This window comes from Hymenobacter canadensis (genome assembly GCF_027359925.1).
In the GTDB taxonomy this organism is placed as follows: Bacteria; Bacteroidota; Bacteroidia; order Cytophagales; family Hymenobacteraceae; genus Hymenobacter; species Hymenobacter canadensis.
In genome coordinates this window covers 292,527-317,591 of record NZ_CP114767.1, presented here as the reverse complement: position 1 = coordinate 317,591, position 25,065 = coordinate 292,527, and the positions used below count along the sequence as shown (strand labels likewise).

Annotated in this window: 20 protein-coding genes and 1 tRNA gene; 13 read left to right on the top strand and 8 right to left on the bottom strand. The window is 63.1% G+C overall.

Annotated elements, in window-relative coordinates:
- Window positions 1-35: 35 nt before the first annotated feature.
- The gene (locus O3303_RS01410) at window positions 36-482 is read right to left on the bottom strand and encodes a GNAT family N-acetyltransferase (protein ID WP_269560286.1); all 447 of its coding nucleotides are present in this window, start codon (window positions 480-482) and stop codon (window positions 36-38) included.
- A 166-nt stretch (window positions 483-648) separates the two neighbouring features.
- On the bottom strand, window positions 649-1,764 hold the full coding sequence (locus O3303_RS01405) for a PhoH family protein (RefSeq protein ID WP_269560285.1): 1,116 nt from the start codon (window positions 1,762-1,764) through the stop codon (window positions 649-651).
- A gap of 133 nt (window positions 1,765-1,897) precedes the next feature.
- Here O3303_RS01405 and O3303_RS01400 point away from each other — a divergent pair, with 133 nt between their 5' ends.
- The 4 genes from O3303_RS01400 to O3303_RS01385 all read left to right on the top strand — a co-directional run bounded on the left by O3303_RS01400 (window position 1,898) and on the right by O3303_RS01385 (window position 3,833).
- Complete coding sequence (locus tag O3303_RS01400; protein ID WP_269560284.1) at window positions 1,898-2,674, top strand: SAM hydrolase/SAM-dependent halogenase family protein; 777 nt, start codon at window positions 1,898-1,900, stop codon at window positions 2,672-2,674.
- Window positions 2,675-2,787: 113 nt separating this feature from the next.
- Window positions 2,788-3,105, top strand: coding sequence for a putative quinol monooxygenase (locus tag O3303_RS01395; protein ID WP_269560283.1), 318 nt, complete (start codon window positions 2,788-2,790; stop codon window positions 3,103-3,105).
- An 85-nt stretch (window positions 3,106-3,190) separates the two neighbouring features.
- The gene (gene hscB, locus O3303_RS01390) at window positions 3,191-3,730 is read left to right on the top strand and encodes a Fe-S protein assembly co-chaperone HscB (RefSeq protein ID WP_269560282.1); all 540 of its coding nucleotides are present in this window, start codon (window positions 3,191-3,193) and stop codon (window positions 3,728-3,730) included.
- 21 nt (window positions 3,731-3,751) lie between these two features.
- A tRNA-Leu gene (locus O3303_RS01385) sits at window positions 3,752-3,833 on the top strand.
- A 104-nt stretch (window positions 3,834-3,937) separates the two neighbouring features.
- Here O3303_RS01385 and galB read toward each other — a convergent pair.
- The 4 genes from galB to O3303_RS01365 all read right to left on the bottom strand — a co-directional run bounded on the left by galB (window position 3,938) and on the right by O3303_RS01365 (window position 12,163).
- The gene (gene galB / locus O3303_RS01380; RefSeq protein WP_269560281.1) at window positions 3,938-6,412 is read right to left on the bottom strand and encodes a beta-galactosidase GalB; all 2,475 of its coding nucleotides are present in this window, start codon (window positions 6,410-6,412) and stop codon (window positions 3,938-3,940) included.
- A gap of 149 nt (window positions 6,413-6,561) precedes the next feature.
- Entirely contained in the window at window positions 6,562-7,677 is a 1,116-nt protein-coding gene (locus O3303_RS01375) for a T9SS type A sorting domain-containing protein (RefSeq protein ID WP_269560280.1), read from the bottom strand.
- A gap of 107 nt (window positions 7,678-7,784) precedes the next feature.
- Window positions 7,785-9,524 carry a glycosyl hydrolase 53 family protein gene (locus O3303_RS01370; protein WP_269560279.1) on the bottom strand — a complete coding sequence of 580 codons (1,740 nt, stop codon included), beginning with the start codon at window positions 9,522-9,524 and terminating at the stop codon, window positions 7,785-7,787.
- Between the two features lie 38 nt (window positions 9,525-9,562).
- On the bottom strand, window positions 9,563-12,163 hold the full coding sequence (locus O3303_RS01365; RefSeq protein ID WP_269560278.1) for a cellulase family glycosylhydrolase: 2,601 nt from the start codon (window positions 12,161-12,163) through the stop codon (window positions 9,563-9,565).
- Between the two features lie 429 nt (window positions 12,164-12,592).
- Between O3303_RS01365 and galK the strand changes: the two genes are divergently transcribed.
- The 4 genes from galK (at window position 12,593) to O3303_RS01345 (ending at window position 17,915) form a co-directional block, all read left to right on the top strand.
- The gene (gene galK, locus O3303_RS01360) at window positions 12,593-13,747 is read left to right on the top strand and encodes a galactokinase (RefSeq protein WP_269560277.1); all 1,155 of its coding nucleotides are present in this window, start codon (window positions 12,593-12,595) and stop codon (window positions 13,745-13,747) included.
- Between the two features lie 174 nt (window positions 13,748-13,921).
- Entirely contained in the window at window positions 13,922-14,995 is a 1,074-nt protein-coding gene (locus O3303_RS01355) for a UDP-glucose--hexose-1-phosphate uridylyltransferase (protein ID WP_269560276.1), read from the top strand.
- 87 nt (window positions 14,996-15,082) lie between these two features.
- Window positions 15,083-16,795 carry a sodium:solute symporter family transporter gene (locus O3303_RS01350; RefSeq protein ID WP_269560275.1) on the top strand — a complete coding sequence of 571 codons (1,713 nt, stop codon included), beginning with the start codon at window positions 15,083-15,085 and terminating at the stop codon, window positions 16,793-16,795.
- An 85-nt stretch (window positions 16,796-16,880) separates the two neighbouring features.
- A complete protein-coding gene (locus O3303_RS01345) occupies window positions 16,881-17,915 on the top strand; it encodes a LacI family DNA-binding transcriptional regulator (RefSeq protein ID WP_269560274.1) in 1,035 nt (344 codons plus the stop codon).
- A 6-nt stretch (window positions 17,916-17,921) separates the two neighbouring features.
- Here the strand turns inward: O3303_RS01345 and O3303_RS01340 are convergent, their stop codons facing one another.
- Entirely contained in the window at window positions 17,922-19,034 is a 1,113-nt protein-coding gene (locus O3303_RS01340; protein WP_269560273.1) for an aldose epimerase family protein, read from the bottom strand.
- 292 nt (window positions 19,035-19,326) lie between these two features.
- Window positions 19,327-20,736 (bottom strand): aspartate ammonia-lyase, encoded by a 1,410-nt coding sequence (aspA, locus tag O3303_RS01335; protein ID WP_269560272.1) that lies wholly within the window; start codon window positions 20,734-20,736, stop codon window positions 19,327-19,329.
- Window positions 20,737-20,994: 258 nt separating this feature from the next.
- Between aspA and O3303_RS01330 the strand changes: the two genes are divergently transcribed.
- From O3303_RS01330 to O3303_RS01310, 5 genes are all read left to right on the top strand, one after another.
- Window positions 20,995-21,348 (top strand): S-adenosylmethionine decarboxylase family protein, encoded by a 354-nt coding sequence (locus tag O3303_RS01330; RefSeq protein WP_269560271.1) that lies wholly within the window; start codon window positions 20,995-20,997, stop codon window positions 21,346-21,348.
- On the top strand, window positions 21,345-22,700 hold the full coding sequence (locus O3303_RS01325; protein ID WP_269560270.1) for a DUF4178 domain-containing protein: 1,356 nt from the start codon (window positions 21,345-21,347) through the stop codon (window positions 22,698-22,700). The genes O3303_RS01330 and O3303_RS01325 overlap by 4 nt, the downstream gene beginning before the upstream one ends.
- Before the next feature lie 12 nt (window positions 22,701-22,712).
- A complete protein-coding gene (locus O3303_RS01320; RefSeq protein WP_269560269.1) occupies window positions 22,713-22,895 on the top strand; it encodes a hypothetical protein in 183 nt (60 codons plus the stop codon).
- 163 nt (window positions 22,896-23,058) lie between these two features.
- The gene (locus O3303_RS01315) at window positions 23,059-23,274 is read left to right on the top strand and encodes a DUF350 domain-containing protein (RefSeq protein ID WP_269560268.1); all 216 of its coding nucleotides are present in this window, start codon (window positions 23,059-23,061) and stop codon (window positions 23,272-23,274) included.
- Entirely contained in the window at window positions 23,267-24,829 is a 1,563-nt protein-coding gene (locus O3303_RS01310) for a polyamine aminopropyltransferase (RefSeq protein WP_269560267.1), read from the top strand. Before O3303_RS01315 ends, O3303_RS01310 begins: the two co-directional genes overlap by 8 nt.
- Window positions 24,830-25,065 lie beyond the last annotated feature (236 nt).

Genomic DNA, 25,065 nt, shown 5'->3' with positions numbered 1-25,065 from the left:
TTTGCTGCCCGCCGCTACTGCCTTCCCCGGCCAGCCTACGCCGGGCGCTGCCACACCATTTTGTAGTGCTGCAGGCCGCCTTCCTCGAACTGTGGGCCCAGCTGATGAAAGCCGTGCCGCTCATAAAAGCGCACGGCCGGCAGCTGGGCGTGCAGATAGACAGTGGCGGCGGGGTGCGCGGCATCCACATCCAGCAGCACCTGCCGGAGCAGCGCGGCCCCAGCCTGCTGGTTGCGGTAGTCGGCCAGCACGGCAAAGCGCTCCAGCTTCACGCCTTTCTCGGTGGGGCGCCAGCGGGCGGCGCCGCAGGGCGTGTTATCGGCCGCCAAGGCAAGGTAGTGGGTGGCGTCGGTGTGGTCGTGGGCGTCCTGCTCCAGCGTGGCGGGCACGTTCTGGCCCAGCACAAATACGGTATGCCGGACCGCCAGCGCCGCCGCCAGATCAGCCGCGGAAGTAACTCGGTGTACGCGCGCAGTTTCCATGATTTCGAGGTTTGTAGCAAAGAAAGGCTCCCCGTTCTGCGGAGCCGAAGTAGCGGCGAAAGTAGCCAACCCAGCGCATTGCCAGGCCAATGCGCAAACAAAAACGGCGGCCCCGTAAGGACCGCCGCTGTTGTAAGGCATCAACTGAATCAGCCGGATTCGTGCTTTACTGCTCGTGGTTAACGGGCAGGGCCGTCATGCCGTCGTCCTCGCGGCGGGCATCGGGGTGGCGGCTGGGGTCGGTAGAGGTGGAGCCGGGGCCGGCGGGGCGGCGGTAGGGCTGCGCCTGCCGGATGGGGCGGTTGGCCTGGTTGGCCTGCTCCTGCTGGGCTTCCACGTCGAACTTGTCGTAGGCCAGCACAATCTGCTTCACCAAGCGGTGGCGCACCACGTCCTCGGCACTCATTTCCACAAAGCCGATGCCCGACACGTCGCGCAGAATATCGAGCGCCTGCATCAGCCCCGATTTCTGCTTGGTGGGCAAGTCAACCTGGCTTCGGTCGCCGTTCACCATCACCTTCGCAGAGGGGCCCATGCGGGTCAGAAACATCTTCAGTTGCGAGGGAGTGGTGTTCTGGGCTTCATCGAGCAGCACAAACGCGTTGTTGAGCGTCCGGCCGCGCATGTAGGCCAGCGGGGCAATTTCGATGGTCTTGTTTTCCAGGTACAGCTTCAGCTTTTCGGCCGGCAGCATGTCTTCCAGCGCATCGTAAATCGGGCGCAGATAGGGGTCGACCTTCTCCTTCATGTCGCCTGGCAGGAAGCCGAGGCTTTCGCCGGCCTCCACCACGGGCCGGGAGATGATGATGCGCTTCACCTCCTTGTTTTTGAGGGCCCGCACGGCCAGCGCAACCGAAATATAGGTTTTGCCGGTACCAGCCGGCCCCAGCGCAAATACTAGGTCGTGCTTCAGCACGGCGTCCACGAGGCGCTGCTGGTTGGCCGTTTTGGCCTTGATGACGCCGCCCTTGTCACCGAACAAGATGACGTCGGGCGAAGCCGCCAGCACACGGTCCTGCTGGTCTTCATCGGCCGAAGACAGGTATTGCGAAACGGTTTTCTCCGTGATTTGGCCGTACTGGTGGTAGTGCTCAATCAGGGCCGACAGGATGTCGTTGATGCGGCTGATAACCAGTGTCTGGCCCTGAATCTTAATCTCGTTGCCGCGTGAAATAATTTTGCTGCCCGGAAAGGCCGCCGCAAGCTGGCGGATATTCTGGTTGTCGGGTCCCAGGAAATCAATCAGGGACACGTTTTCGAGCGTGATGACTTTCTCGACCAATCTGTGGGGGTTTTGTAACGAGGGAGTTAGGAAAAAGGCACCCCGGAAAAAGGGGACGGTTCAGCTAAATAGCCTACTTTTGCCGCCCTTGAGGCACCTGAGCAATAGTACGAAGAACGCAGGATTTACGGCAATGGGGTTGATTACGTTTCTGTCTGACTTTGGCTACCGCGACCATTACGTAGCGGCAGTGAAAGCGCGGATTCTGCAGCTGGCACCCACTGTTCCGGTGCTCGACATCACGCACGCCATCGAACCTTTCAACATCGCCCACGCCCTGCATGTTCTGCAGGCCGTATTTCGTGATTTTCCGGCCGGTACCGTGCACCTGGTGGGTGTCAACGATTTGGGCAGCCCCCGGGCGGCGTGGCATGCGGCCAGCTTCCAGGGCCATTACTTTGTGGCAGCCGACAACGGCCTGCTGGCCCTGCTCTGCGACGGCCAGCCCGACGCGCTGGTAGCCCTGCCCCCGCCGGCCCGCCCCACCGCCTCCCCCACCCGCGACCTGCTGGCGCCGGCCGCCGTGCATCTGGCCCAGGGCGGGGCGCTTCAGGATTTGGGCCCCCTTACCACCGACCTCTACTCGCTGCTCAACCGCCAGGTGCGGCTGCAGGACCACCGCATCACGGGCCATGTGGTGCACGTCGACCACTACGGCAACCTCATTACCAACATCACCCGGTCGGCGGTGGAAGTTATCGGCCGCGACAGGCCTTGCGCCATCCACTTCGCGCGCGAAACCGTGCGTAGCATTGCCACCCATTTTCAGGACGCGGATCCGGGCGAGGCAGTCTGCATCTTCAACAGCCAAGACCAGCTGTGCATCGGCATCAACCAGGGCAACGCGTCGGAGCTGCTGGGGCTGCATTTCGATTCGCAAGTAGACGTGCGGTTCGCGCTAGACAGCTAGACAGTCGGCCTGAATGCCACGCGAAGCGCCATAAAGCCTGTTTTTTTCTTTTATCTATTTATTATGTTAATCAATAAGCAGATAGATACTCTCATTCCCTGCAAGCCATCTGTATGCTGATTCGCATTGTGCGCATGACCTTTACTCCGGAGCGGGTGCCTGACTTTCTGCAGCTATTTCAGGCTTCAGAAGACCTGATCAGAAGCATGCCTGGCTGCCGTTTTCTGGAATTGTGGCAGGACGCCGACCAGCCGCACGTGTACTGTACCCACAGCCACTGGGAATCGGCCGAAGCCCTGAACGCCTACCGTCGGTCGGCTTTGTTCGGGCAGGTATGGCCGGCTACCAAGGCGCTGTTTGCCGCGCCACCGCTGGCCTTTTCTGTTGCACCAGCCTTCCCTGGCCTGAGTGCAGGCAGCAGCCCGCAGTAATATTTCCGGGCCGGGCCAGCTTGTTTTCGCTGCAGCACACGTACAGCGTCTGCCGGCCGTGTCGGCCTCACTCCTCTCCTACCCCATGCCCGCAACCGACTACTTTGCCTTTTATGAGCTCCCGGAATCGTTTCAGCCGGACGAGAAGGCCATCAAGAGCAAATACTACGCTCTGAGCCGCCAATATCACCCCGACTTCCACGCCACGGAAAGCCCCGAACAGCAGCAGGAAGTGCTGATGCTGGCCACGCTCAACACCAACGCCTACCGCACGCTCTCCGACGCTGACCGCCGGATGGCTTACATTCTGCAGCGCCATGGACTGCTGGAGGAAGGCAAGCAGGACCTGCCCGCTGATTTTTTAATGGCAGTAATGGAGCTGAATGAGCAGCTGATGGAGCTGGAATTCGACTCCGACCCGACCCTTGTCAGCCAGCTCGAAAGCGACGTTAACGCCCTTACGCACACGCTGGAAACCGGCATCGAACCTGTGCTGGCCAGTTACGACAAGCTACCGGCAGACGCTCGCCCGCAGGCACTGCAGCAGGTACGCACCTACTACCTGAAAAAGCGTTACCTCTTGCGCATTCAAGAAAGTCTGGCTAAGTTTGCCACCCGTTCCTGATCTACCACAGGCACGGTAGACGCCCGGATGGCGGAACTGGTAGACGCGTCGGTCTCAAACACCGATATCGAAAGATATGCCGGTTCGATTCCGGCTCCGGGTACATCGGAGTAACGTTCAGCTCCTAAAAGACAAGCCTCAAAAACTGCATCTGTCATCAGATTTGCAGTTTTTGAGGCTTGTCTTTTTAGGGCTTTTATTGTCTTACTAGCCTCTCTTGGTTGTCTTCAGCTTCAATACGCCGCTTTTCAGGCCGGGGCTGCTGACTTCAAGCTGCGCTTTGCCGGCTTTATTGGTGGCTTGCACCAGCACCACCAGCTGACCCTGGAAAGCCTTCATCTGCGGCTCGTGGAACAGCTCCAGGCTGGCGGCGTTGCCGTTGGCAGCGGCCCTAAACTGACTGGCACCGCGCACGGCAAACTGCAGCTGGTTGGTGGCTTCGGGGCAGAGGTTGCCTTTGACGTCCTCCACGCGGGCCGTCACGTAGGCCAGGTCCTCGCCATCAGCGCGGAGGGTGGCGCGGTCAGTAGTCAGGCGGATGTGGTGGGGGGCGCCGGCAGTGTGCACCTCTTCGGTAGCTACGGGCTGGCCGGCGGCATTGTAGGCTACTACTTTCAGGGTGCCGGGCACGTATTTCACGTCGTTCCACATCAGGCGGTAGCGGGTCTGCAGGGGGCCGCTGGTGGTTTTGCGGCGGCGGCCCTGGCTCTGGCCGTTCACGAACAGCTCGGCCTCGGGGTAGTTGGTGTAACAGAACACGGGCGTGGTCTGGTTTTCGCGGCCGGGCCAAGTCCAGTGGGGCAGCAGGTGCAGCGTGGGCGCGGGGTTCCAGCGGGCCCGGTAGAGGTAGTACCGGTCCTTGGGTAGGCCAGCCAGGTCCAGAATACCGAAGTAGGAGCTGTGCGACGGCCAGGCCTCGTCATACGGCGTGGGCTCGCCCAGGTAGTCGAACCCGGTCCAGACGAACTCGCCCATCACGTAGTTCAGCGAATCCTGCATTACAAACTCCTCGTCGGGCGTCTGCGACCACACGCACGACTCCAGGTCATACGACGACGACTGGTTGTCGGGGTATTTCTTCTGCTTGGCCAACTCCACCGGAAACTTGTACACGCCCCGGCTACTCACCGTGGAAGCCGTTTCTGAGCCCAGCATCAGGCCCTGGGGCAGCTTGGCGCGGGCTTCGGGGTAGCGGCTGGGCTTGTAGTTGAAGCCCGGCACGTCGAGTAGCGCGGCAAAACCGTTTTTCACCACCGCATCAAACTGGTCCATCCCAACGGTGACGGGGCGCGTAGGGTCCTCGCGGTGTACAATATCCTGAAGGCGCTTGGCAATGGCCACGCCGCCCGGGGCCCACTGGTCAGGCACCTCGTTGCCGATGCTCCATAGGATTACTGAAGGGTGGTTTCGGTCACGATGCACCATGTTCACCAAGTCCTTCTCGGCCCACTCATCGAAGTATTGGCTGTAGCCGTTCTTCACCTTGGGCTTTTTCCACTCGTCAAACGACTCCACAATCAGCATGAAGCCCATTTCGTCGGCCAGACTCACCAGCTCCGGGGCCGGCATGTTGTGGGTGGTCCGGATGGCATCGGCGCCCAGATCTTTCAGCAGCGTGAGCTGACGACGGAGCGCGGCCACGTTCACGGCCGCGCCCAGCGGGCCCAAGTCGTGGTGGTTGCATACGCCCCGGAGCTTGCGCGGCTGCCCGTTCAGGGAGAAGCCTTTATTTGCCTCAAACTTGAAGGAGCGAATCCCGAAGCGGGTCACGTACGTGTCTTTCAGCGTTTCGCCGGCGAACAGCTTCGAGGAAGCCGTGTAAAGTACCGGCGTTTCCGGCGACCACAGCTTGGGGGAAGGCACCAGCAGGCGCTGATCAACAGCTGCCGCGCCCACCACCAGCGGCGTGGAAGTGGTGGTCAGGATGCGGCCGGCCGCGTCGCAGATTTCGGTTTCCAGCCGCAGATTGGCCGCCGAGCCCGCGCCGGCTACCTGCGTGCGCAGCTGCACGCTGGCTTGGCTGGCACTGATTTCGGGCGTGGTCAGGTAAGTGCCCCACACCGGAATGTGCACTTCGTCGGTTACGATGAGGTGTACGTTGCGGTAGAGGCCGGCGCCGGGGTACCAACGTGAGGCTTCGGGCTGGTTTTGCAGGCGCACGGCCAGCACATTGTCGGCGCCGGTGGGCTTCAGAAAGCTGGTGATGTCGAAGGAAAACGAGTTGTAACCGTAGGGCCAGTTGCCTACCTCGCGGCCGTTCACGAACACGCGCGCGTTGCTCATGGCCCCATCAAAGAGCAGCACTGCCCGCTTGCCCGGCCCGAAGCCCGGCACCGCCAGGCGCCGCCGGTACCAGCCCGTGCCAATGAACGGCAGCCCGCCGGTGCGGCCCGCTTTCAGGGTGGCCTTCTGCTCCTGGTTCTGCTCGATTTTCACCTCCTGCAAATCGTTGTTGCCATCGAAGGGGCCGTAAATGGCCCAGTCATGGGGCACGCGCACGGTTTGCCACTGGGCATCGTTGAACTCCGGCCGGGCCGCGTCGGGCAGCTCGCCCTTGCTGAACTTCCAGTCGGTGGTCAGCAGGGTTTCCTGCCGCACCTGGGCCGCCGCCGGATTGGCCAGGGCCAACACTAGCATGCTCAGGGCACTCAGCAGAGAAAGAGGAAAAGAGAAGAAGCGCATGAAAAAAGGAATGATGACAAACGAAAAGGCTCTATTGCAACCACAAACTATGGCCGCAACTGCCGGCAAACTACCCGGGACGAATAAACGGCGACCAACCCCGGTTTGGGGCCGGCCGCCGCCTCCAGAGTACGCAAGTACCCGATAGATTACTCTACAACTACTTTACGACTGGTGAGCTGGTCGCCTACGCGCAGCTTCACTAGGTACGCACCAGCAGTCAGGTTGCCTAGCGGCACCTGCTGGCTGCCGGCCTGCATCTGCTCGGCCACCGAGCGCACCTGCTGCCCCAGGCTGTTGTACACGGCCAGCGTCACGGGTTGCGCACCGGCGGGCACGCGGTAGGCGATGGTAGCGGCGCCCGGCGCAGGGTTAGGATACACGTTGAAATCCAACGCGGCGGCCGTTTCGGCGCGCGTCGCCAGCACGCCCGAGCCCAGCACAAACGCCACTGCCTGTGTACCGGCAATGGTGGAGAAATCCGGATCGACGCCCAGCGCGGTGGTGCGGCCGGCAATCTGCGGAATCACGTCGGAGAAGAAGTCGCCGTTGGAGTTGGTGTAAGCGGCCATCAGGTCGAGGCGGCTGCCAGCCGTGAGTGTAGTGGTGCCCAGGGCCGAGAGGGGAATCTCAATTTCCAGGCCGGCGTTGGTGGTATTGGCCGTCAGGTTGGCGGTGTTGAAATACGAGAAGCGGGTGCCGGGCAGTACAGTAGTAGCCGAAGTCACAACGGCGCCCGTCTTGCTGCCCTGGCCCACATAAGGATCGGTACCGGCCGCCACGGCCGTACCCGTCACGTACGATACTGCGCTGAAATACACGTCGGTAGCCGCAGCGGTAGCAGGCCCAACAGAAGCGCGGAAACCGTAGTCGGTCTGCATGTCCAGCGTGGGTATATGCCGCAGCGGCGACTGCCCATCGGCGCTACCCAGCAACGGCAGACCGGCCGGGGCACCCGTGCGGGCCGGCGTGTTGAGATACAGCACCAGCGCACGGTATCCGAACGTGGTAGCCACGTCAGGCGCTTCGGCCGAGGCCACCACCATTATGTTGAGCGTGGTGGCGGTGTAGCCCACGTACAGCGCCTTCAGGCCCCGGTCGGTATCGAGGTGGTTGCCGGTATAAGTACCGGCCAGCTGGTACTTGCCCACGCCGGCACCAATTTCGGCGGCCGTAGCGCGGCCATCCAACGTGAACTGGGCCTGTGCAGTCAGCGAGGCCGTTGCCAGGCATCCCAGCGCAACGAAAGAGAAAAGGTTTTTCATAAAAAAGGAGAAAAATGGTGGGTTTGGGTTGTTGAGTATTCGTCAATGAGTGAGCAACATGCGGGACCCGCCGGGTAGAAGGCCCCGCATTTCGGCGTTGACTGAGGTTACTGCCTGATGAGTTTGCGCATCGTGAACTGGTCGTCGTGGGCAATGCGCAGCAGGTAGATGCCAGGCGCCAGCGTGCCGCCCAGCTCCAGCGTCTGGGTGTGCAGGCCACTGCCCTTGGGCTGCGCCGGACCGAAGTCGCGCACGAGCTGGCCCGTGAGTGAGTGCAGCGTCAGGCGCACGGTTTCGGGGCGGGCCAGGGTGTAGCGCACGGTGCTACGCTGGCTGGCGGGGTTCGGGAACAGTTGCGCATCCAAGATATTGTCGGTGGCGGCGCGCACGCTGTTCACTGTGGCGGCCACAAACTCCACGTCGTCGAGCGCGCAAAAGTTGTTGGCCCCGGCATCGGAGCGCAGGCCGATTTCGCACTGCCCGTTGCTGACGACGATGTTGCTTACTTCCACCCGCGTCCAGTCGTCGGAGGCGGCGATGGCCGTGGCGCGCTCGGCGCCGCCATTGCTGTTGGCATAGAGCTGGCACACGGCCTGGCCGCCGCTGCTCTGGGCCCAGGCCCGCAGCGTGTAGGTGCCGTTGGGCACGTTGGTCAGCAGTTGGTAGGTGCGGGCCTGATAGGGCACGGCACGCTGGTGCGTGAGTTGGTAGAGACTGGCGCGGCCATAGTTCTGGGTGAAATCGGCGGCAGCATCCGAGGCGGCAGTCTGCCAGCCCAGCGGTGTCTGGGTGGCAGCCGTGTACTCAAACCCAGGGTTCACCACCAGGCCTTCAGCCGGCGGCGAGTCGCGGAAGGCGTCCATGGCAATGGTAGGGCGGCCGCTGTTATCCCAGGCCACTAGATTGTAGCCCTGCCAGTTGTAAGCCTGAGGCTCCCAATACATCACCCCAAGGCCCTTTTGGTTAGGTACGGCGCGCACTTTGGCCAGCAGATCCAGCAGCATCTGCCGGGTCGGGATAGGCGCCGAAACCGGCATGCCGGTTTCCACCACCATCACCTCCTTGCCGGGGTAGCGGCTCACCATGTCGTTCATGTTGGCCTGGCACTGGGCCGTGAGCGTGGGCCAATTGGCCGCCGTCGGGTACAGCGACATGCCGATGACGTCGTAGCGCGCGCCGTTGGTACGCAGCCCGTCGAACAGGTAGCGGAACAGGCCATTATTAAACCCGTTGGAAATGTGCACGATAACCTTAGACGTCGGGTTTACGGCCTTCACAGCAGCGTAGCCCCGGTCCACGAGCTGGGCGAAGGCGGCCATGTTGGTGGACGCCCGGCCCTCGGGCCACAGCATGCCGTCGTTGGTTTCGTTGCCCACCTGCACCCACTCCGGCACAATGCCGTTGTCCTTGAGGCTGTCGAGCACCTCGTAGGTATGATTGTAAACGGCTTCCTGCAGCTGCGGCAGCGTGAAGTTGCGCCAGGCAGCAGGCTTGGTCTGCTGGCCCGGGTCGGCCCAACTGTCGCTGTAATGGAAGTCGATCAGCAGCCGAAAGCCCTTGTCGCGGGCCCTGATGGCCTTGGCCACCACATCGTTTTTGCCGTTCCAGCCGCCAGCGGGGTTCACCCACACCCGCAGCCGGATGGTATTCATATCGTACTCACGCAGGGTTTGCAGCAAGTCCTGGCGCACGCCGGCGGCGTTGGCAAATGTGCGGCCAGCGGCTTCCATCTCCGTCAGCCAGCCCACATCGGCCCCCTTGGCCAGCGGTACAGTCTGGCCCTGTGCGTGCGGCCCGAAGCCGGCCCCCAAGGCCAGCAGCAGTATAAGTAGAAGTCGTTTTTTCATAAGGCGTATTGTTGGAAAACAAACAAAAACCACGGCCGCTACCGCAGCTGCACCGACTCGATGTCCACGTGCGCTGGGGCACTGCCGCCGGCCAGAGCGGCGTCGAGCAGCAGCTGCAGCACTTCCGTATCAGCCAGTTTCAGGGGTGCGGCAGCGGTGGCCGACTGGAACTGCAGCGGCAGAAACCCCGGGTACGGCCGCGGACTCAGCAGCAGCGGCCCGGCCCGGAAGGCGCTGAGAGGCACCCGGATTTCCTGCATTTCGGTGCTGAGAGCCAGCGGGGCCACAAACGCGGCGGCATCTTTGGTGGCCAGCACCAGCTGCGCGCCCACGGGCTGGCTGGCGCGGGCGCGCACCACCACTTCCCGGAAGCCCGCCACGTCAGTCGGGCGGCCCAGCAGCTTGTCGGCGAAGTACACGCGCAGGCTGGCCGCCGGACCAGGCACGGCGGCCGTAGCAGACGCGGCGGCTTGGTTGCTTTGCACGAAGCGCAACGCCAGGGCGCCGGTGGCCTCGGTGGTTACGTAGTCGGTCCAGGCGTTGCGGACCAGGGCGCGGGCTTCCACCCGATCCTGGTCGGTGGCGGCCTGGAACAGGTCGAGCGGGGCTTTTGCGCCCACCAGGGCCACCTCCCACCGCTCCCGCGCGAAGTAGTCCCAGTCGCGCGGCGCACCGCTGAAGTCGCCTGGGAAAGTGCGCGTGCGGCCGTTTTGCTTCAGCTCAATCCAGTAGCGCAGCTGGCCGGCGTACGTCAGCTCAGCCGGCACGGTGGCTTCCACGGTGGCGTAGGCGGGCCGCTGCATGGGAAGCCGCACAGTGCGCCCATAATAGTGCTGAGCCACCAGAAACACGCTGTCGGCGGGAGCCAGGCCCGAAAGCGTGGCCCGGATGGTGAGGGGCTGGCCAGCGGTGGCCTGCGGCACGGGCGTGTGCCACACCTGCGGCCCCAGGGCCGTGGGCGCGGGTGCCACAAACTCACCCAGCCGCAACGTGCCCAGCCGCGAATCGGGCGTCCAGGCGGCGGTGCTTTTGCCGGCCGCCGCTACCAGGTACACGCCCGGCCGCACGGTCAGGTGGCCCGCCGTGGCCTGAAGCTGCGCGGTGTTACCTGCGTTGAGGCCGCGCAGGCTGAAGGACTCGCCCAGCTCCGGCAGCGTGAGGCGCAGCGGCTGGTCGTTCCACAGAATCTGGGTGACAGTTTTTTGCAGCGAGGTCGTCTCGAACGGGTCGCGGATGGCTACCGCATCGGGCAGCACCTCCAGCCGCCACACGCCGGGAGCCAGCCGGTCGAGAAAGTAGGCGCCGGTACCGCCGTACTGCACCAGCGGCGAGCTGCCCACGCCGGCCAGGTGGCGCAGGCGCGAAGGGCGCTTCGCAATCGTTTGTGTAGAAGTCGTATAATAAAACTCCTCGTCGGTGTTCATCTCGCTCAGCCCTTCGCGGTAGCTCACCCGAAACGGCCCAAACGTAGAATCGGCGGGGTAGCGCGGAAACGGCTGCTCCCGCCGCGTCTGGCGGAATACCTTGCCGGCAATGAGCAGGCTGATGGCCTTGCCGGGCGTGTAGGCCAGGTTGAGGTAGTGCGTCTGGTACTCGGTGTTGGCGTGGGCAATGGCCAGCGGGTCGTAGGCAAACTGGGTGGCCCACTGAAACCCGGCTTCGCGAAAGCTGCGAGCCATAAAGGGGTACATCACCGGCTGGATAATATCGGCCGACTCAAACTCGTACACCAGCTTAGCGCGGCGCTGAAACCGGGCGTCGGCTCGGAACGGAATCGGGTACTTATCGACGTGGGGCAGCAGGTTGCCGCGCAGCGTGTGGCCGCTCACCAGCCCGGCCGGGTACCACTGAAACGTCAGGCCCTCCATGTTGGCATCCAGCACGGCGCCGGCCAGGTCGGGGTTCTCGGAAACGTTGTAGAAAATGGGCTTCCGGTAGCCGGTGGCGCGCATGGCGGCCACCATGCGGTTGGCAAAGGTCGTCACCTCGGCCGCCGGCTCCTGGTATTTGGGCTCGTTGCAGACCTCGTAGGCGATGATGTCGGGGTCGTCGCGGTAGAGCTGTTTGGTGTAGGGGTTGCGGTGGTTGAGGAACTGGGTCAGGTAGTTTTCCTGAGCCCGGATGGCGCGCGGATTTCGGTAAGCCTGCCCCTTGGAATAGATGCTGGAAAAGCCCGTACCCGAGTCGCGCTCCGGGTAGCCGTTGTTCCAGTACGCAATGGGAGTGAGCACCAGCTTGATGCCGCGCTGCTTGAGCTGCGCCACCAGATAATCGAAGAGGCGCAGGTGCTCGTTGGCCTGCAGGTTACCCAGCGTATCGGTAATTTCCACGTCCCAGACGTGCACCCGAAACGCATCCACGCCCAGGCGCGAAAGGTGGTATACGTCCTGCTCGATGGCCTTTTCGAGGTTGGCCCCCACCGCCTGATGGGCCCGGTAGGCGTGGGCAAACGGGGCCGTGTAGTTCACCCCGAACAGCGCTACTTCCTGCTTATTCTGCTGCCAGCGCAACACCCCGCGCCCGTCCACCACTACGTCGCCGGTGGGCAGCGGGGCGGCAGCAGGGGTTTGGGCAGCGGCGGCCCAGGCACTTACAAGAAGAGTTGCTGCACAAAGAAAACGGAGAACAATACGAGGCATATGGTAGCCGGATCGGGGTGGGAGGCGTCAGGTGAGGGAGCGGGTAATCGGGAGGGCGTTTACAGTCAGCAATCTAGCCAAATTGCAAACGATTGCATAAATATAGATTATCATCCCAATATCCAACCAGATCCAAATACAATAATTATTCAAAACACTAGCAAACAGCTGGTTGCCGGATAAATACTTACTACCAGATTAGCCTGCCTGCCCGCATCGGCCGCAGTCAGGTCACCAGCCAGCTTACCCACTGGCTATTGCGCGAAAGATGCTGCAACAGACAGGCTATGCCACCAGGTTACCGGCAACGCCTGCTACAAGATCTCAGCACTGGAAGCTAAATTTTCAGGGATTTGAATTTGCTTTTGCAATCGATTGCATAGATTTGCAGCCATCTACCGAATCACAGCTTCTTTACTGGCCCATGCTATGTTGGCACAGCGCGTTCTTGCATCTTTTCAGCACCGCTACGGCGCTAACCCATTGCTGGTCAGGGCCCCGGGGCGGGTGAACCTCATCGGCGAGCACACCGATTATAACGAAGGCTTCGTGCTGCCGGCAGCCATCGACAAGGAAATCGTGTTTGCGGTGGCACTCAACGGGCTGGATTCGGCCCGGCTCTTCTCGCTGGATAAAGCCGAAGCCCATGAACAACCGTTGTGCGCGGCGCCGCTACAGCCCGGCGCTACGCTCTGGGCCAACTACCTACAGGGAGTGGTGGCGCAGCTGCAGCAGCGCGGCGTGGTGGTGCCCGGGTTCGACTGCGTGTTTGGGGGCAACGTGCCGATGGGCGCGGGCCTGTCGTCGTCGGCCGCCGTGGAATGCGGCCTGGCCTTCGCGCTCAACGAGCTGCTGCACCTGGGTTTGAGCCGGCTGGAGCTGGCGCATATTGCCCAGAAGGCCGAGCACGAGTTTGCCGGGGTGCAGTGTGGCATTATGGACCAGTTTGCCAGCCTGTGCGGGCAGGCGGGCCAAGTGGTGCGCCTGGATTGCCGCTCGCTGGAACACCAGTATTTTCCCTTCGATTCGGCCGCTTACCATCTTGTGCTCTGCAACTCCGGCGTGAAGCACAGCCTGGCCAGCTCCGAGTACAACACGCGCCGCCAGGAGTGCGAGCAGGGCGTGGCCGTGCTCAGCCGCTACTACCCGCAGGTGCACAGCCTGCGCGATGCTACACTGGAACAACTGGCCCGACACCAGGCCGAACTGGGCGCCGTGGTGTACCGCCGCTGCCGCTACGTGGTGGAGGAAAACCAGCGCGTGGAAACGGCTTGCCAGCACTTGGCCACCGGCAACATGGCCGCTTTCGGGCAGCAGATGTATGGCTCGCACGCTGGCCTGCGCGACGATTATCAGGTGAGCTGCCCCGAGCTGGACTTGCTGGTGGAACTGGCCCAGGGCCAGCCCGCGGTGCTGGGGGCCCGCATGATGGGCGGCGGCTTCGGGGGCTGCACTATCAACCTGCTGCCGGCTGCGGCCGTGCCGGGCTTCATTGCCGCCACCGCCGCCGCGTTTCAGCAGCAGCTGGGCCGCCCGCTCGAAACCTACCAGACCACCATCGTCGGCGGGGTTTCAGTGCTGTAATGAGGACAGAAGAACATCATCTTAAGAAGAACGTCATGCTGAGCTTGCCGAAGCATCTCGCGTGCTGATGTTGTGATAGTAATCCGGCGTCAGCACGCGAGATGCTTCGGCAAGCTCAGCATGACGTTCTAAAAGTTTCTCAAACCTCTCCGACACCCGCTCTACCCCGCTACCATGCCCGCCCCCGCTACTTTCGATCTGGCCCAGCAGCCGCACCGGCGCTATAATCCGCTGAATGGGGAGTGGTTGCTGGTGTCGCCGCACCGGGCGCTGCGGCCCTGGCAGGGCCAGCAAGAAGCCCCCGATACCGCCAGTCGCCCCGCCCACGACCCGACGTGCTACCTCTGCCCCGGCAACGGCCGCGTGAACGGCGACCAGAACCCCGACTACCGCGGCACCTTTGTGTTCGACAACGACTTTGCGGCCCTGCGCGAGGACGCGCCGGCCGGCAGCGTTAACCTGGGCGGGCTGCTGCGGGCCGAGGCCGAGAGTGGGCTGGGCCGCGTCATCTGCTTCTCACCTCGCCACGACCTGACGCTGCCCGAAATGCCGGTAGCCGACCTGCGCCGCGTGGTAGACATCTGGACCGAGCAGTTCCGGGAGCTGGCCGCCCGCCCCGATATCGGCTACGTGCAGATTTTCGAGAATAAGGGCGCCGTGATGGGCTGCTCGAACCCGCACCCGCACGGCCAGATCTGGGCGCAGCGCACCGTGCCCGGCGAGCCGGCTAAGGAGAGCCGCCAGCAGCTGGCCTACTTCCAGGAGCACGGCCGCACGCTGCTCACCGACTACCTGGCCCTGGAGCTGGCTGAGCAAAGCCGCGTGGTGCTGGAAAACGCGCACTGGGTGGCGCTGGTGCCCTTCTGGGCCAGCTGGCCCTTCGAGACGCTGTTGCTGCCGCGCCGCGCCGTGCAAGACCTCACCCAGCTCACCGAAGATGAGAAAGACGCCTTCGCCGACGCCCTCCAGCGCCTCACCATCCGCTACGACAACCTGTTCCAGACCTCGTTTCCATACTCGGCGGGGCTGCACCAGCGCCCCACCGACGGCCCGGCGTACCCGGAGTGGCACCTGCACATGCACTTCTTCCCGCCGCTGCTGCGCTCGGCCACGGTGCGCAAGTTTATGGTAGGCTACGAGCTGCTGGCCAACGCCCAGCGCGACATCACGCCGGAATGGGCCGCCGAGCGGCTGCGGGCCCAGCCGGAAGTGCACTACAAGGCAGCTGCCGCTAATTCTGTTACTTAGCACCAGTACCGTCTCGCAGCATAGCGCAAACGGTGCGCCGGCTCTGCTTCCCTTCTCCCCTCCCCTGTTTCCCACCCTTCCTCTCTGATGCGCAACGGCCTGACAACTTTCGACCTCCTAGTGTTCCTGTTCTACCTGCTGGGGGTGTCGGGCTACGGGTATTATATCTATAAGCGCAAGCAAAACAAGGAGCTTGATTCCAAGGACTACTTTCTGGCCGAAGGCTCGCTGACGTGGTGGGCCATCGGGGCCAGCATGATTGCCTCCAACATCTCGGCCGAGCAGTTTATCGGCACTTCCGGGGCGGGCTTCACGCAGGGGCTGGCGGTGGCGGCCTACGAGTGGGTGGCGGCCATTGTGCTGCTGTTCGTGGCCGTGTTCTTCATGCCGATTTACCTGCGGCAGAAGATTTATACGATGCCGCAGTTTCTGGAGCAGCGCTACAACGCCACGCTCAGCCTGATTATGAGCATCTTCTGGCTGTTTCTGTACGTGGCCGTGAATCTGACCGTGATTCTCTACCTGGGCGCCCTGGCCATCAACAACCTGGTGGGCAGCGCCGGCGGCGGCAGCTTCCACCTGATTCTGGTGGGGCTGGCCGTGTTTGCGCTCATCATCACGCTGGGCGGCATGAAGGTAGTAGGCTACACCGACGTGATTCAGGTGGCGGTGCTGCTGCTCGGCGGCCTGGCCACCAGCTACCTGGCCCTCACGCTGGTGAGCGAGAAATTTGGTCTGGGCCACAGCGCCATTGCCGGCTTCCAGACGCTGCTGCACGCCGCCGACGACCATTTCCACATGATTTTCGCCAAGCCTACGCCCAACTCGTCGCAGGAATACGTGAGCAAGTACCTGGCGCTGCCGGGCCTGGTGATGTACGCCGGCGGCCAGTGGGTGGCCAACCTCAACTACTGGGGCTGCAACCAGTACATCACGCAGCGGGCGTTGGGCGCCAACCTCAACACGGCCCGCACCGGCATTCTGTTCGCGGCGTTGCTGAAGCTGATTATGCCGCTGGTGGTAGTGCTGCCCGGCATTGCGGCCTACGTGCTGCACCAGAACGGCAGTCTGCAGGCCGAAATGAGCGCCGGTGGGGCCGGCGTGAACCCCGACAACGCCTACTCGGCCATCCTCACCTTCCTGCCCAATGGCCTGAAAGGCCTGAGCCTGGCGGCCCTCACGGCAGCCATTGTGGCCTCGCTGGCCGGCAAGGCCAATTCCATTTCCACCATCTTCACCCTCGATATCTATCGGCGCTACCTCAACCCGCAGGCTACGGAGGCAAAGCTGGTGTGGGTGGGCCGCATGACGGTGCTGCTGGCCATGCTGCTGGCCATCGGCTTCACCTGGGAAGATTTGCTGGGCGTGGGCGGCAACGGCGGCTTCACGTTCGTGCAGAAATATACCGGCTACATCTCGCCCGGCATCGTGGCCGTGTTTCTGCTGGGCATGTTCTGGAAGCGCACCACCGCCACGGCGGCCGTGGCGGGCATGCTGGGCGGCTTCGGCTTCTCGCTGTTCTTCAACGACCTGGCCCCGCGCCTGCTGGGCCCCGAAACCATCTTCTACACCGCCTTCCGCAATGCCAAAGGCGTATTTGAGGTGCCGTTTCTGGTGAGCATGGGCTGGTCGTTTTTCCTGACCGTGGCCCTGATGGGTGTGCTCAGCCTGGCCGGCCCGACCGTGAACCCCAAGGCCCTGCACCTGGAAAAAGGCATGTTCCGGGTGCCGCCCCGGCAGCTGGCCCTCATCACCGTAATTCTGCTGCTGATTTCGGCCCTGTACGTGAAGTTCTGGTAGCGGGCTGGCTGTCTGGGGGCGCTATATTTGCAGCATCCCCGCTAGCCATCCGGGTTTTCCAATACCTTCTCTTTTCCCGCTCCCCGTGCAGAACCATCGCGCTTCTATTGCCGATCTGGCCAAGGCGCTGAACTTGTCGCCCTCCACCGTTTCGCGGGCGCTCAACAACCACACCACCATCAGCGCGGCCACCCGGCAGCGGGTGCAGGAGCTGGCGGAGCAGCTCAACTACCACCCCAACCACCTGGCCGCCAGCCTGCGCACCGGGCGCAGCAAGCTGCTGGGCGTGCTGGTGCCCCACATCGAAGGCACGTTTTTCGCGTCGGTGGTGCACGGCATCGAAACGGTGGCCAGCAAGGCCGGCTTCCGGGTGATGATCTGCCAGTCGAACGAGGATGTGGAGCAGGAAAAGAGCAACATCGACACGCTGATCAACGCGCAGGTGGAAGGTATCCTGGTATCGTTGTCGCGCACCACCCACGATACGCGCCATTTCGAGAAAGTGCGCAAGCGCGGCCTGCCGCTGGTGTTTTTCGACCGGATGCTGGAAACCCCCAACGTGAGTGCCGTAGTGCTCGACGACTACCAGGGCGCCTATCAGGCCACCACGCACCTCATCGAGCAGGGCTGCCGTCGCATTGCCCACTTTGCCGGCCCGCAGCACCTGAACATCTACCGCAACCGCCGCCTGGGCTACCTGGCCGCGCTACGCACCTACGGCCTGCCCGAAGACGAAACCCTCATCATCACCTCCGATATGAAGCTGGCCGACGGCACCGCCGGCATGACCCAGCTACTGGACCTGCCGCCCGAACAGCGCCCCGACGGCCTGTTTTCGGCCAGCGACTTTTCGTTGGTTGGGGCGCTGCAAACGCTCAAGGCGCACGGCCTGCGGGTGCCCGAGGATGTGCTGCTGGCCGGCTTCAGCAACGAAATCTTCACCTCCTTCACCGAGCCCCGCCTGACCTCCGTGGATCAGCGCTGCGAGCAGATGGGCCAGGAAGCGGTGCGGCTGTTTCTGGAGATTCTGGAGGTGGGCGCCGCCGCGTTTCAGGCCCGTCGCGTGGTGCTGCCGCCCCAGCTGCTGCCCCGCGAGTCGTCGGTGCGGCGCCCGGCGTAGCGCCTCCTATTCTGCGGCGCGCACCCCGAAGCGGTAGACGGTGGTGGCCGAAAACGTCTGGCCCGGCTCCAGGATGGTGCTCGGGAACCTGGGCTGGTTGGGCGAATCGGGGAAATGCTGGGTTTCCAGGCACAGGCCGGCGTGCTTGCCGTAGGTGATGCCGGCCTTGCCGGTCAGGGAGCCATCCAGAAAATTAGCGGTGTAGAACTGCACGCCGGGCTGGCTGGTGGCCACGTCCAGGGTGCGGCCGGTGGTGGGCTCGTATACGGAGGCTGCCGGCTGCAGGTCGGTGGGCTGGCGCAATTCCCAGTTGTGGTCGTAGCCGCCGGGCACCTGCGCAATCCGGCTGCCGATGGCCTGGGGCGCGGTGAAGTCGAAGGGCGTACCCGCCACCGGGCGCTGCTCGCCGGTCGGAATCTGGCTGTCATTCACCACGGTGTAGCGGTCAGCCGCTAACTGTACTTCGTGGTTCAGCACGTCCGCATTACGCCCCAGCGCCAGGTTGAAGTAGGTGTGGTTGGTGAGGTTGACGGGCGTGGCCTGGTCGGTGGTGGCGGTGTAGTCGAGCTGCAGGGCGTTGTCGTGGGTGAGGGTATAGGTCACCGTCACGTGCAGGTTGCCGGGGTAGCCTTCCTCGCCGTCCGGGCTCAGGTAGCTCAGGCGCAGCGTTGGGCCGGCGGGGCTGCTACCGGGCTCGGCCTGCCACAGCACCTTGTCGAAGCCGCGGAGGCCGCCGTGCAGGGCGTTGCCGTTGTTGTTGGTCGCCAGCGTATACTGCTGGCCGTTGAGCTGAAACCGGCCGCCGGCAATGCGGTTGGCGTAGCGCCCGATCAGCGCGCCAAAGTAAGGGCCGGCCTTGCGGTACGCCGGGCTTTGGTAGTCGGCCAGACTGTCGAATCCCAGCACCACGTCGCTCAGCTGCCCGGCCCTGTCGGGTACGAGCAGTTGCGTGATGGTGCCGCCGTAATTGGTGATGCTCACCTGCAGGCCGTGCGCGTTGCGGAGCGTGTAGAGTTGGGCCGTGGCGCCTTCTGCCGTGCGGCCGAAGTCAGTCACGCGGACCGGTTCCGGCTGGTTGGCGTGGGTAGCCGGAGCTGTGTAGGAAGTGGAAGCAGCCATCAGAGTCAAATAAGCGCGAAAGGAAAAACCATATAAACCTGTATCTGGAAACTCCAGAACGTCATGCTGAGCCTGCCGAAGCATCTCTACCGCTTCGTTGATACGTCATTCCGAGCAGCGCGAGGAATCTCGCGTGCTGACGATGGTAATGCGCTGCAACGAAGCAGTAGAGATGCTTCTACAAGCTCAGCATGACGTTCAAGGAGCTTCAATCGACTTTTCAGACACACCGCACAGCAACGCCGGGCAACGCCGGACAACGCCGGACTGACGCTGTTGCGGGCAACCCGGGCTAGCGGATAAAGCCCGGCCGGATCAGGTTTTCGAAGGTGAAGATTTCGTCCCACTTCTGCTGGGTGAGCAGCTGGCGTTCCGTAACGGCAATATCGTAGACGGATTTGCCGGTTTTGAGGGCTTCCTTGGCAATTTCGGCGGAGGCCTCGTAGCCCAGCACGGGGTTGAGTTGCGTGACGATGCCGATGCTGTTGCGCACGAGGCTTTCGGCGTGCTCCTTGTTGGCCGTGATGCCCACCACGCATTTCTCGCGCAGGGTGCGGCAGGCGTTGGTCATGTAGCTGATGCTGGTAAACAGCGCAAAGCTGATAACCGGCTCCATGACGTTGAGCTGCAGCTGGCCGGCTTCGGCGGCCATGGTCACCGTGAGGTCGGCGCCGATGACGTAGAACGCCGTCTGGTTCACCACCTCGGGCACCACGGGGTTCACCTTGCCGGGCATGATGCTGGAACCGGGCTGCAGCGCCGGTAGGTTGATTTCGTTGATGCCGCAGCGCGGGCCCGAGGACAGCAGGCGCAGATCGTTGCAGATCTTGCTCAGCTTCACCGCCGTGCGCTTGAGCACGCCCGAGAGCTGCACGTAGGCGCCGGTGTCGTAGGTGGCCTCAATCAGGTCGCCAGCGAGGCTCAGGTCGAGGCCGGTGATGGTGCGCAGGTGCTCGGTTACCAGCTCGGCGTAGCCTTCCGGGGCATTCACGCGGGTGCCGATGGCGGTGGCGCCCATGTTGATTTCCGAAATCAGGCGGCGCGAGTCCTCGATGCGCAGCAGCTCTTCGCGCAGGTTGGTGGCAAAGGCCCGGAACTCGTCGCCCATGCTCATCGGCACGGCGTCCTGGAGCTGGGTGCGGCCCATTTTCAGGATGTCGCGAAACTCGGTGCCTTTGGCGGCAAAGGCTTCGGCCAGCTCCCCGAGCACGGCGCTGTAGCCCACCAGCTTGTTGCTCAGCGCAATGCGGAAGGCCGTGGGGTAGGCGTCGTTGGTGCTCTGGGAGCAATTGACGTGGTTGTTGGGGTGGCAGAACTCGTACTGGCCTTTCTCGTGGCCCATGATTTCCAGCGCCACGTTGGCAATCACCTCGTTGGCGTTCATGTTCACGGAAGTGCCGGCGCCGCCCTGAATCATGTCGGTCAGGAACTCGCCGTCGAACTCGCCGGTGGCCACCCGGTCGCAGGCCTGGGCAATGGCATCGGCGATGGGCGCGGGCAGCACGCCCAGGTCGCGGTTGGTGAGGGCGGCGGCTTTTTTCACGAAGGCCAGCGCCTGCACAAACAGCGGCTCCACCTTCAGCGGAATGCCCGTGATGTAGAAGTTTTCGAGGGCCCGCAGCGTCTGGATGCCGTAGTAGGCGGTGGCGGGAATTTCACGCTCGCCTAGGAAGTCGTGCTCAAGCCGGAAGGTCTGCTGCATACGAAAGGAAGGATGGGGGAAATGGGTGGAGGAGTTTGACGGCCGAAAGGTAGTGGAGCGCGCCGCTTCTGCCTCGTGCCTCGCTGAAGAGCCGGTTTGCGCACCAGCCCACCACGCGGCACGCCGCCGCTGAGCGCTGCCTGCAAACCCCACAAATACGGCGCGGGCCTTGGGCGGTTCAGGGCCAACTGTGTAATATTGCCCGTAGCCGGCCGCCGCCACGCGGGGCGCCCGGCCATCCTGGCCGCATTATGCTCTATGTCTGACTATTCCCCGGGCCTGCACGTGCTGGCCACCTTTGCGGCCGCCGCCGGCCCGCTCACCGATATGGACGCCTGCCGCCGCTTCTTCGAGGCGCAAGTGGCGGCGCTGGGCTTGCAGGAGGTGGGCGCCGCCTACCACCGGTTCCCGAACAGCTCGTTTACGGCCGTGCTGGCCCTCACCGAGTCGCACCTGAGCATCCACACTTGGCCCGAGTACGGCCGCGCCACCTTCGACGTGTTTCTGAGCAACTACCAGCGCGACAACGCCGACCGCGCCCGGCAGCTGTACGCCGCCACACTCTCGTTTTTCGAGGGCATCGAACTCACCAAAACGGAAGTGCGCCGATGAGCGAAACCACTACCGCCCCTGCCGCGCCGGCCCAGCTGCCGTGCCCGCGCTGCCAGCACAGCGTGCCGTATTTCGACCAGCTCAACAGTGCCTTTTTTGTGTGCCCGGAGTGCCACACGTACTTTGAAACGCACGACCTCACCAAAAAACCCCAGATTCTGGGCAAGTTCCAGGGCGAATCCACGCTGCCGGTTGTGCTGCCGATAGGCACCGCGGGCACCTTGCGGGGCCAGCCCTACCGGGTGCTAAGCTTCCAGCTGCGCCGCGAAAAACAGGCTTCCTACCAGTGGCAGGAGTATATGCTGCGTCACGAGCAGACGGGCGCCTATTGCCAGCTGGCCGTGTACGAGGGCCACTGGCTGCTGCTGGAACCCGCCGGCCGCGAGTACCGCGTCATCGGCCACGCTACCAGACGCGGCGCCTACATTGATGAAGTTGAGGAAGACTACCACATTTACAACAGCTATCAGCCGAGAATACTCTACGCGGCCGGCGAGTTTGACTGGGACTTTCGTGACGACCAGAAGCTCACTATCACTGAATACATTGCGCCGCCTCACATGCTGGTGCGCGAAAGAGACCCTGGCAAAGGCCCGGCGAAGTGGTACAAGGGCGAACATCTGGAACCCGACGAAGTAGCTACGGCTTTCGGCGTGCCGCGCTACTCATTGCCGTACCGCAGCGGCGTGGGCGCCGTGCAACCTGCCCCGGCCCAGACTACCTGGCCGACGCTGCGCACCTTTAGCTTGCTGATGCTGCTGCTGGTAGTACTTACGCAATTGGCCCTGCTGTTCATCAAGCCCGAAAAACAGCTGCTGCGCGAGGAGTTTTCCACGGGCCGGGCGTCGCCGGGCGGCGAGGTGAGCCCGGCGGCGTCCGAGGCCATGGCCGCGGGCAGCAACACGGTGCTGGTGTCGAAGCCGTTTGAGGTGACGGGGCCGGCGGCGCTGCAGTTCGAGCTGGAATCGACGACGCTCTACAACCAATGGCTGGAGGTGCCCGTGACGCTGGTAAACGAGCGCACCGGCCAGAGCTACGAATTCACCAAAAACCTGGAGTTCTACACCGGCGTGGAGCAAGGCGAAACCTGGCGCGAAGGCGACACCGACCAGGAAGCCACGCTGGCGGGCATCCCGTCGGGCCGCTACCACCTCACGCTCTACCCCGTCACGGAAAACGGCATGGACCTGCCGCTGCGCCTCACGGCCGCTCAGCACACGCCGCTGCAATCCAACGGCATACTGGCGCTGCTGCTGCTAGCGCTGTATCCGGCCGTGCAGTACTGGCGGCGCCACTCCCACGACGCCACCCGCTGGCAGAACAGCGACTACGGCCCCACCGACAACTCCTAACGCACAACTGTCATGGACTTTCTCCGCTCCCTGTCGGCCATCCGCTACTACGCGGTGGTGGCGCTGCTGATTTACGGCGTGTTTCTGTGGGCCGGCCTCAACGGCGTGCGCCTGCTCGGCGACGACAACGAAAACCCCGAAGGCAGCCGCACCACCAGCTCCCGCGGTGGCCACGCCCGGTTTTATCATAAGTAGTGCTCTGTATGAACAGTCATGCTGAGCGCAGCCGGAGGCGAAGTCGAAGCATCTCTACCTCTGGCCAATTAACTGGCATTGCAATGAAGCGGTAGAGATGCTTCGACAAGCTCAGCATGACGGTTCATCTCTCTCCATCACCTCATCACTCCATCACCTCCCTATGGAATACCTCAACTTCAAGCTCATCATTGCCTCCGTCGTGTATTCGGTGCTGGGCATTCTGATTCTGGTGCTGTCGTTCGTTGTCATCGAAAAACTCTCGCCCCGCATGCTCTGGAAGGAGATTGTGGAGGAGCACAACACGGCCCTGGCCATTCTGGGCGCGGCGTTTATGATTGCCGTGGCATTGATTATCAGCTCGGCCATTCATGGGTAACGCCACCGCCGAAGCACCCGGGCCGGTGCGGCGCGGCACGGCGCGGCAGGAGGCGCAGTCGGTGCTGCTGCTGGGCTCGGTGTTCGTCATTGCCACCTGCGGGCTGATTTACGAGCTGATTGCGGGCACGCTGGCCTCCTACCTGCTCGGCGACTCGGTCACGCAGTTTTCCACCATCATCGGGGCCTACCTGTTTTCGATGGGCGTGGGCTCGTGGCTGTCGCGGTACCTGGGCGGGCCGCTGCTGAAGTGGTTTATCCGGCTGGAGATTCTGGTGGGGCTGGTGGGCGGCTTCTCGGCGCCGCTGCTGTTCGTGCTGTTCGAGTACGTGGCCTCGTTCCGGCTGATTCTGTACGCGCTGGTGGGCCTCACGGGCATTCTGGTGGGGCTGGAAATTCCGCTGTTGATGCGGATTCTGGAAAACCGCTACGAGTTCAAGGACTTGGTGTCGCGCGTGTTCACCGTCGACTATATCGGGGCGCTGCTGGCGTCCCTGATTTTTCCGCTGGTGCTGGTGCCGCAGTTGGGGCTGATGCGGACTTCGCTGCTGTTTGGCACCCTGAACGTGGTGGTGGCGGCCTTGGCACTGTACCGCTTCCCCGAAACCCGCCCCTACCGCCGCGGCTTCGCCGGTTTGATGGGCGTGGCGCTGCTGGCGCTGGCCGTCACGTTTGCCTACGCCGGCCGCATCCAGCGCTACACCGAAACCCTTGCCTTTCAGGATCAGGTGATTTACGCCAAAAGCACGCAATACCAGCGCATCGTACTCACCAAAAACCAGCGCGAGCTGCGCCTGTTCCTCAACGGCAACCTGCAGTTCAGCTCCCAGGATGAGTACCGCTACCACGAGGCCCTGGTGCACCCCGCCATGCAGGCGCTGCCCAAAGCGCGCCGCGTGCTGGTGCTGGGCGGCGGCGACGGCCTGGCGGTGCGGGAGCTGCTCAAGTACCCGCAGCTGCAAATCCGCCTCGTGGACCTGGACGCGGGCATGACCCAGCTCTTCCGGCAGAATGCGCTGCTGACGGCCCTGAACAAGCGCGCCTTTTTTTCGCCCAGAGTGGAGGTCATCAACGGCGACGCCTACCAGTGGGTGCGCCAGGATACCACCCGCTACGACTGCCTGATCATCGACTTCCCGGACCCGGCCAACTACTCCATCGGCAAGCTATATTCGGCGGCGTTCTACCAGGAGTTGCACCGGCTGCTGGCGCCGGGCGGCAAGATTGTGGTGCAAAGCACCTCGCCTTATGTGGCACGGCAGTCGTTCTGGTGCATCGCACACACGCTGCAGGCAGCCGGCTTCCACACCACGCCCTACCATTGCTACGTGCCCTCGTTTGGCGAATGGGGCTACGTGCTGGCCGGCGAAAACGCCCACTGGCGCCCCAACGCCGGTACGCTGCCGCGCGGCCTGCGCTACGTCACGCCCGTCACCATTCGCCAGATGCTGGACTTCCCGCCCGACATGGCCGAAGTCCCCACCGACATCAACCAGCTCAACAACCAAGCCCTGGTCCGCTATTTCGAGGAAGACTGGGGGCCGTACACGCATTGAGTTTAGGGCTTAGGGAATAGGGTCTGGGGCTTAGGCACGGTGTAGAGACGCAATAGTTGGAGTCTCGTCGTTGAACAGCGGCACACAACGACCTACCTCAGCAACGACGACATAGAACGGCCTACTTCATCAACGACGACACAGAACGGCCAACCTCAGCAACGACGACACAAAACGGCCAACCTCAGCAACGACGAGACGCAAAATATTGCGTCTCTACACCGTTTCTACTCCCT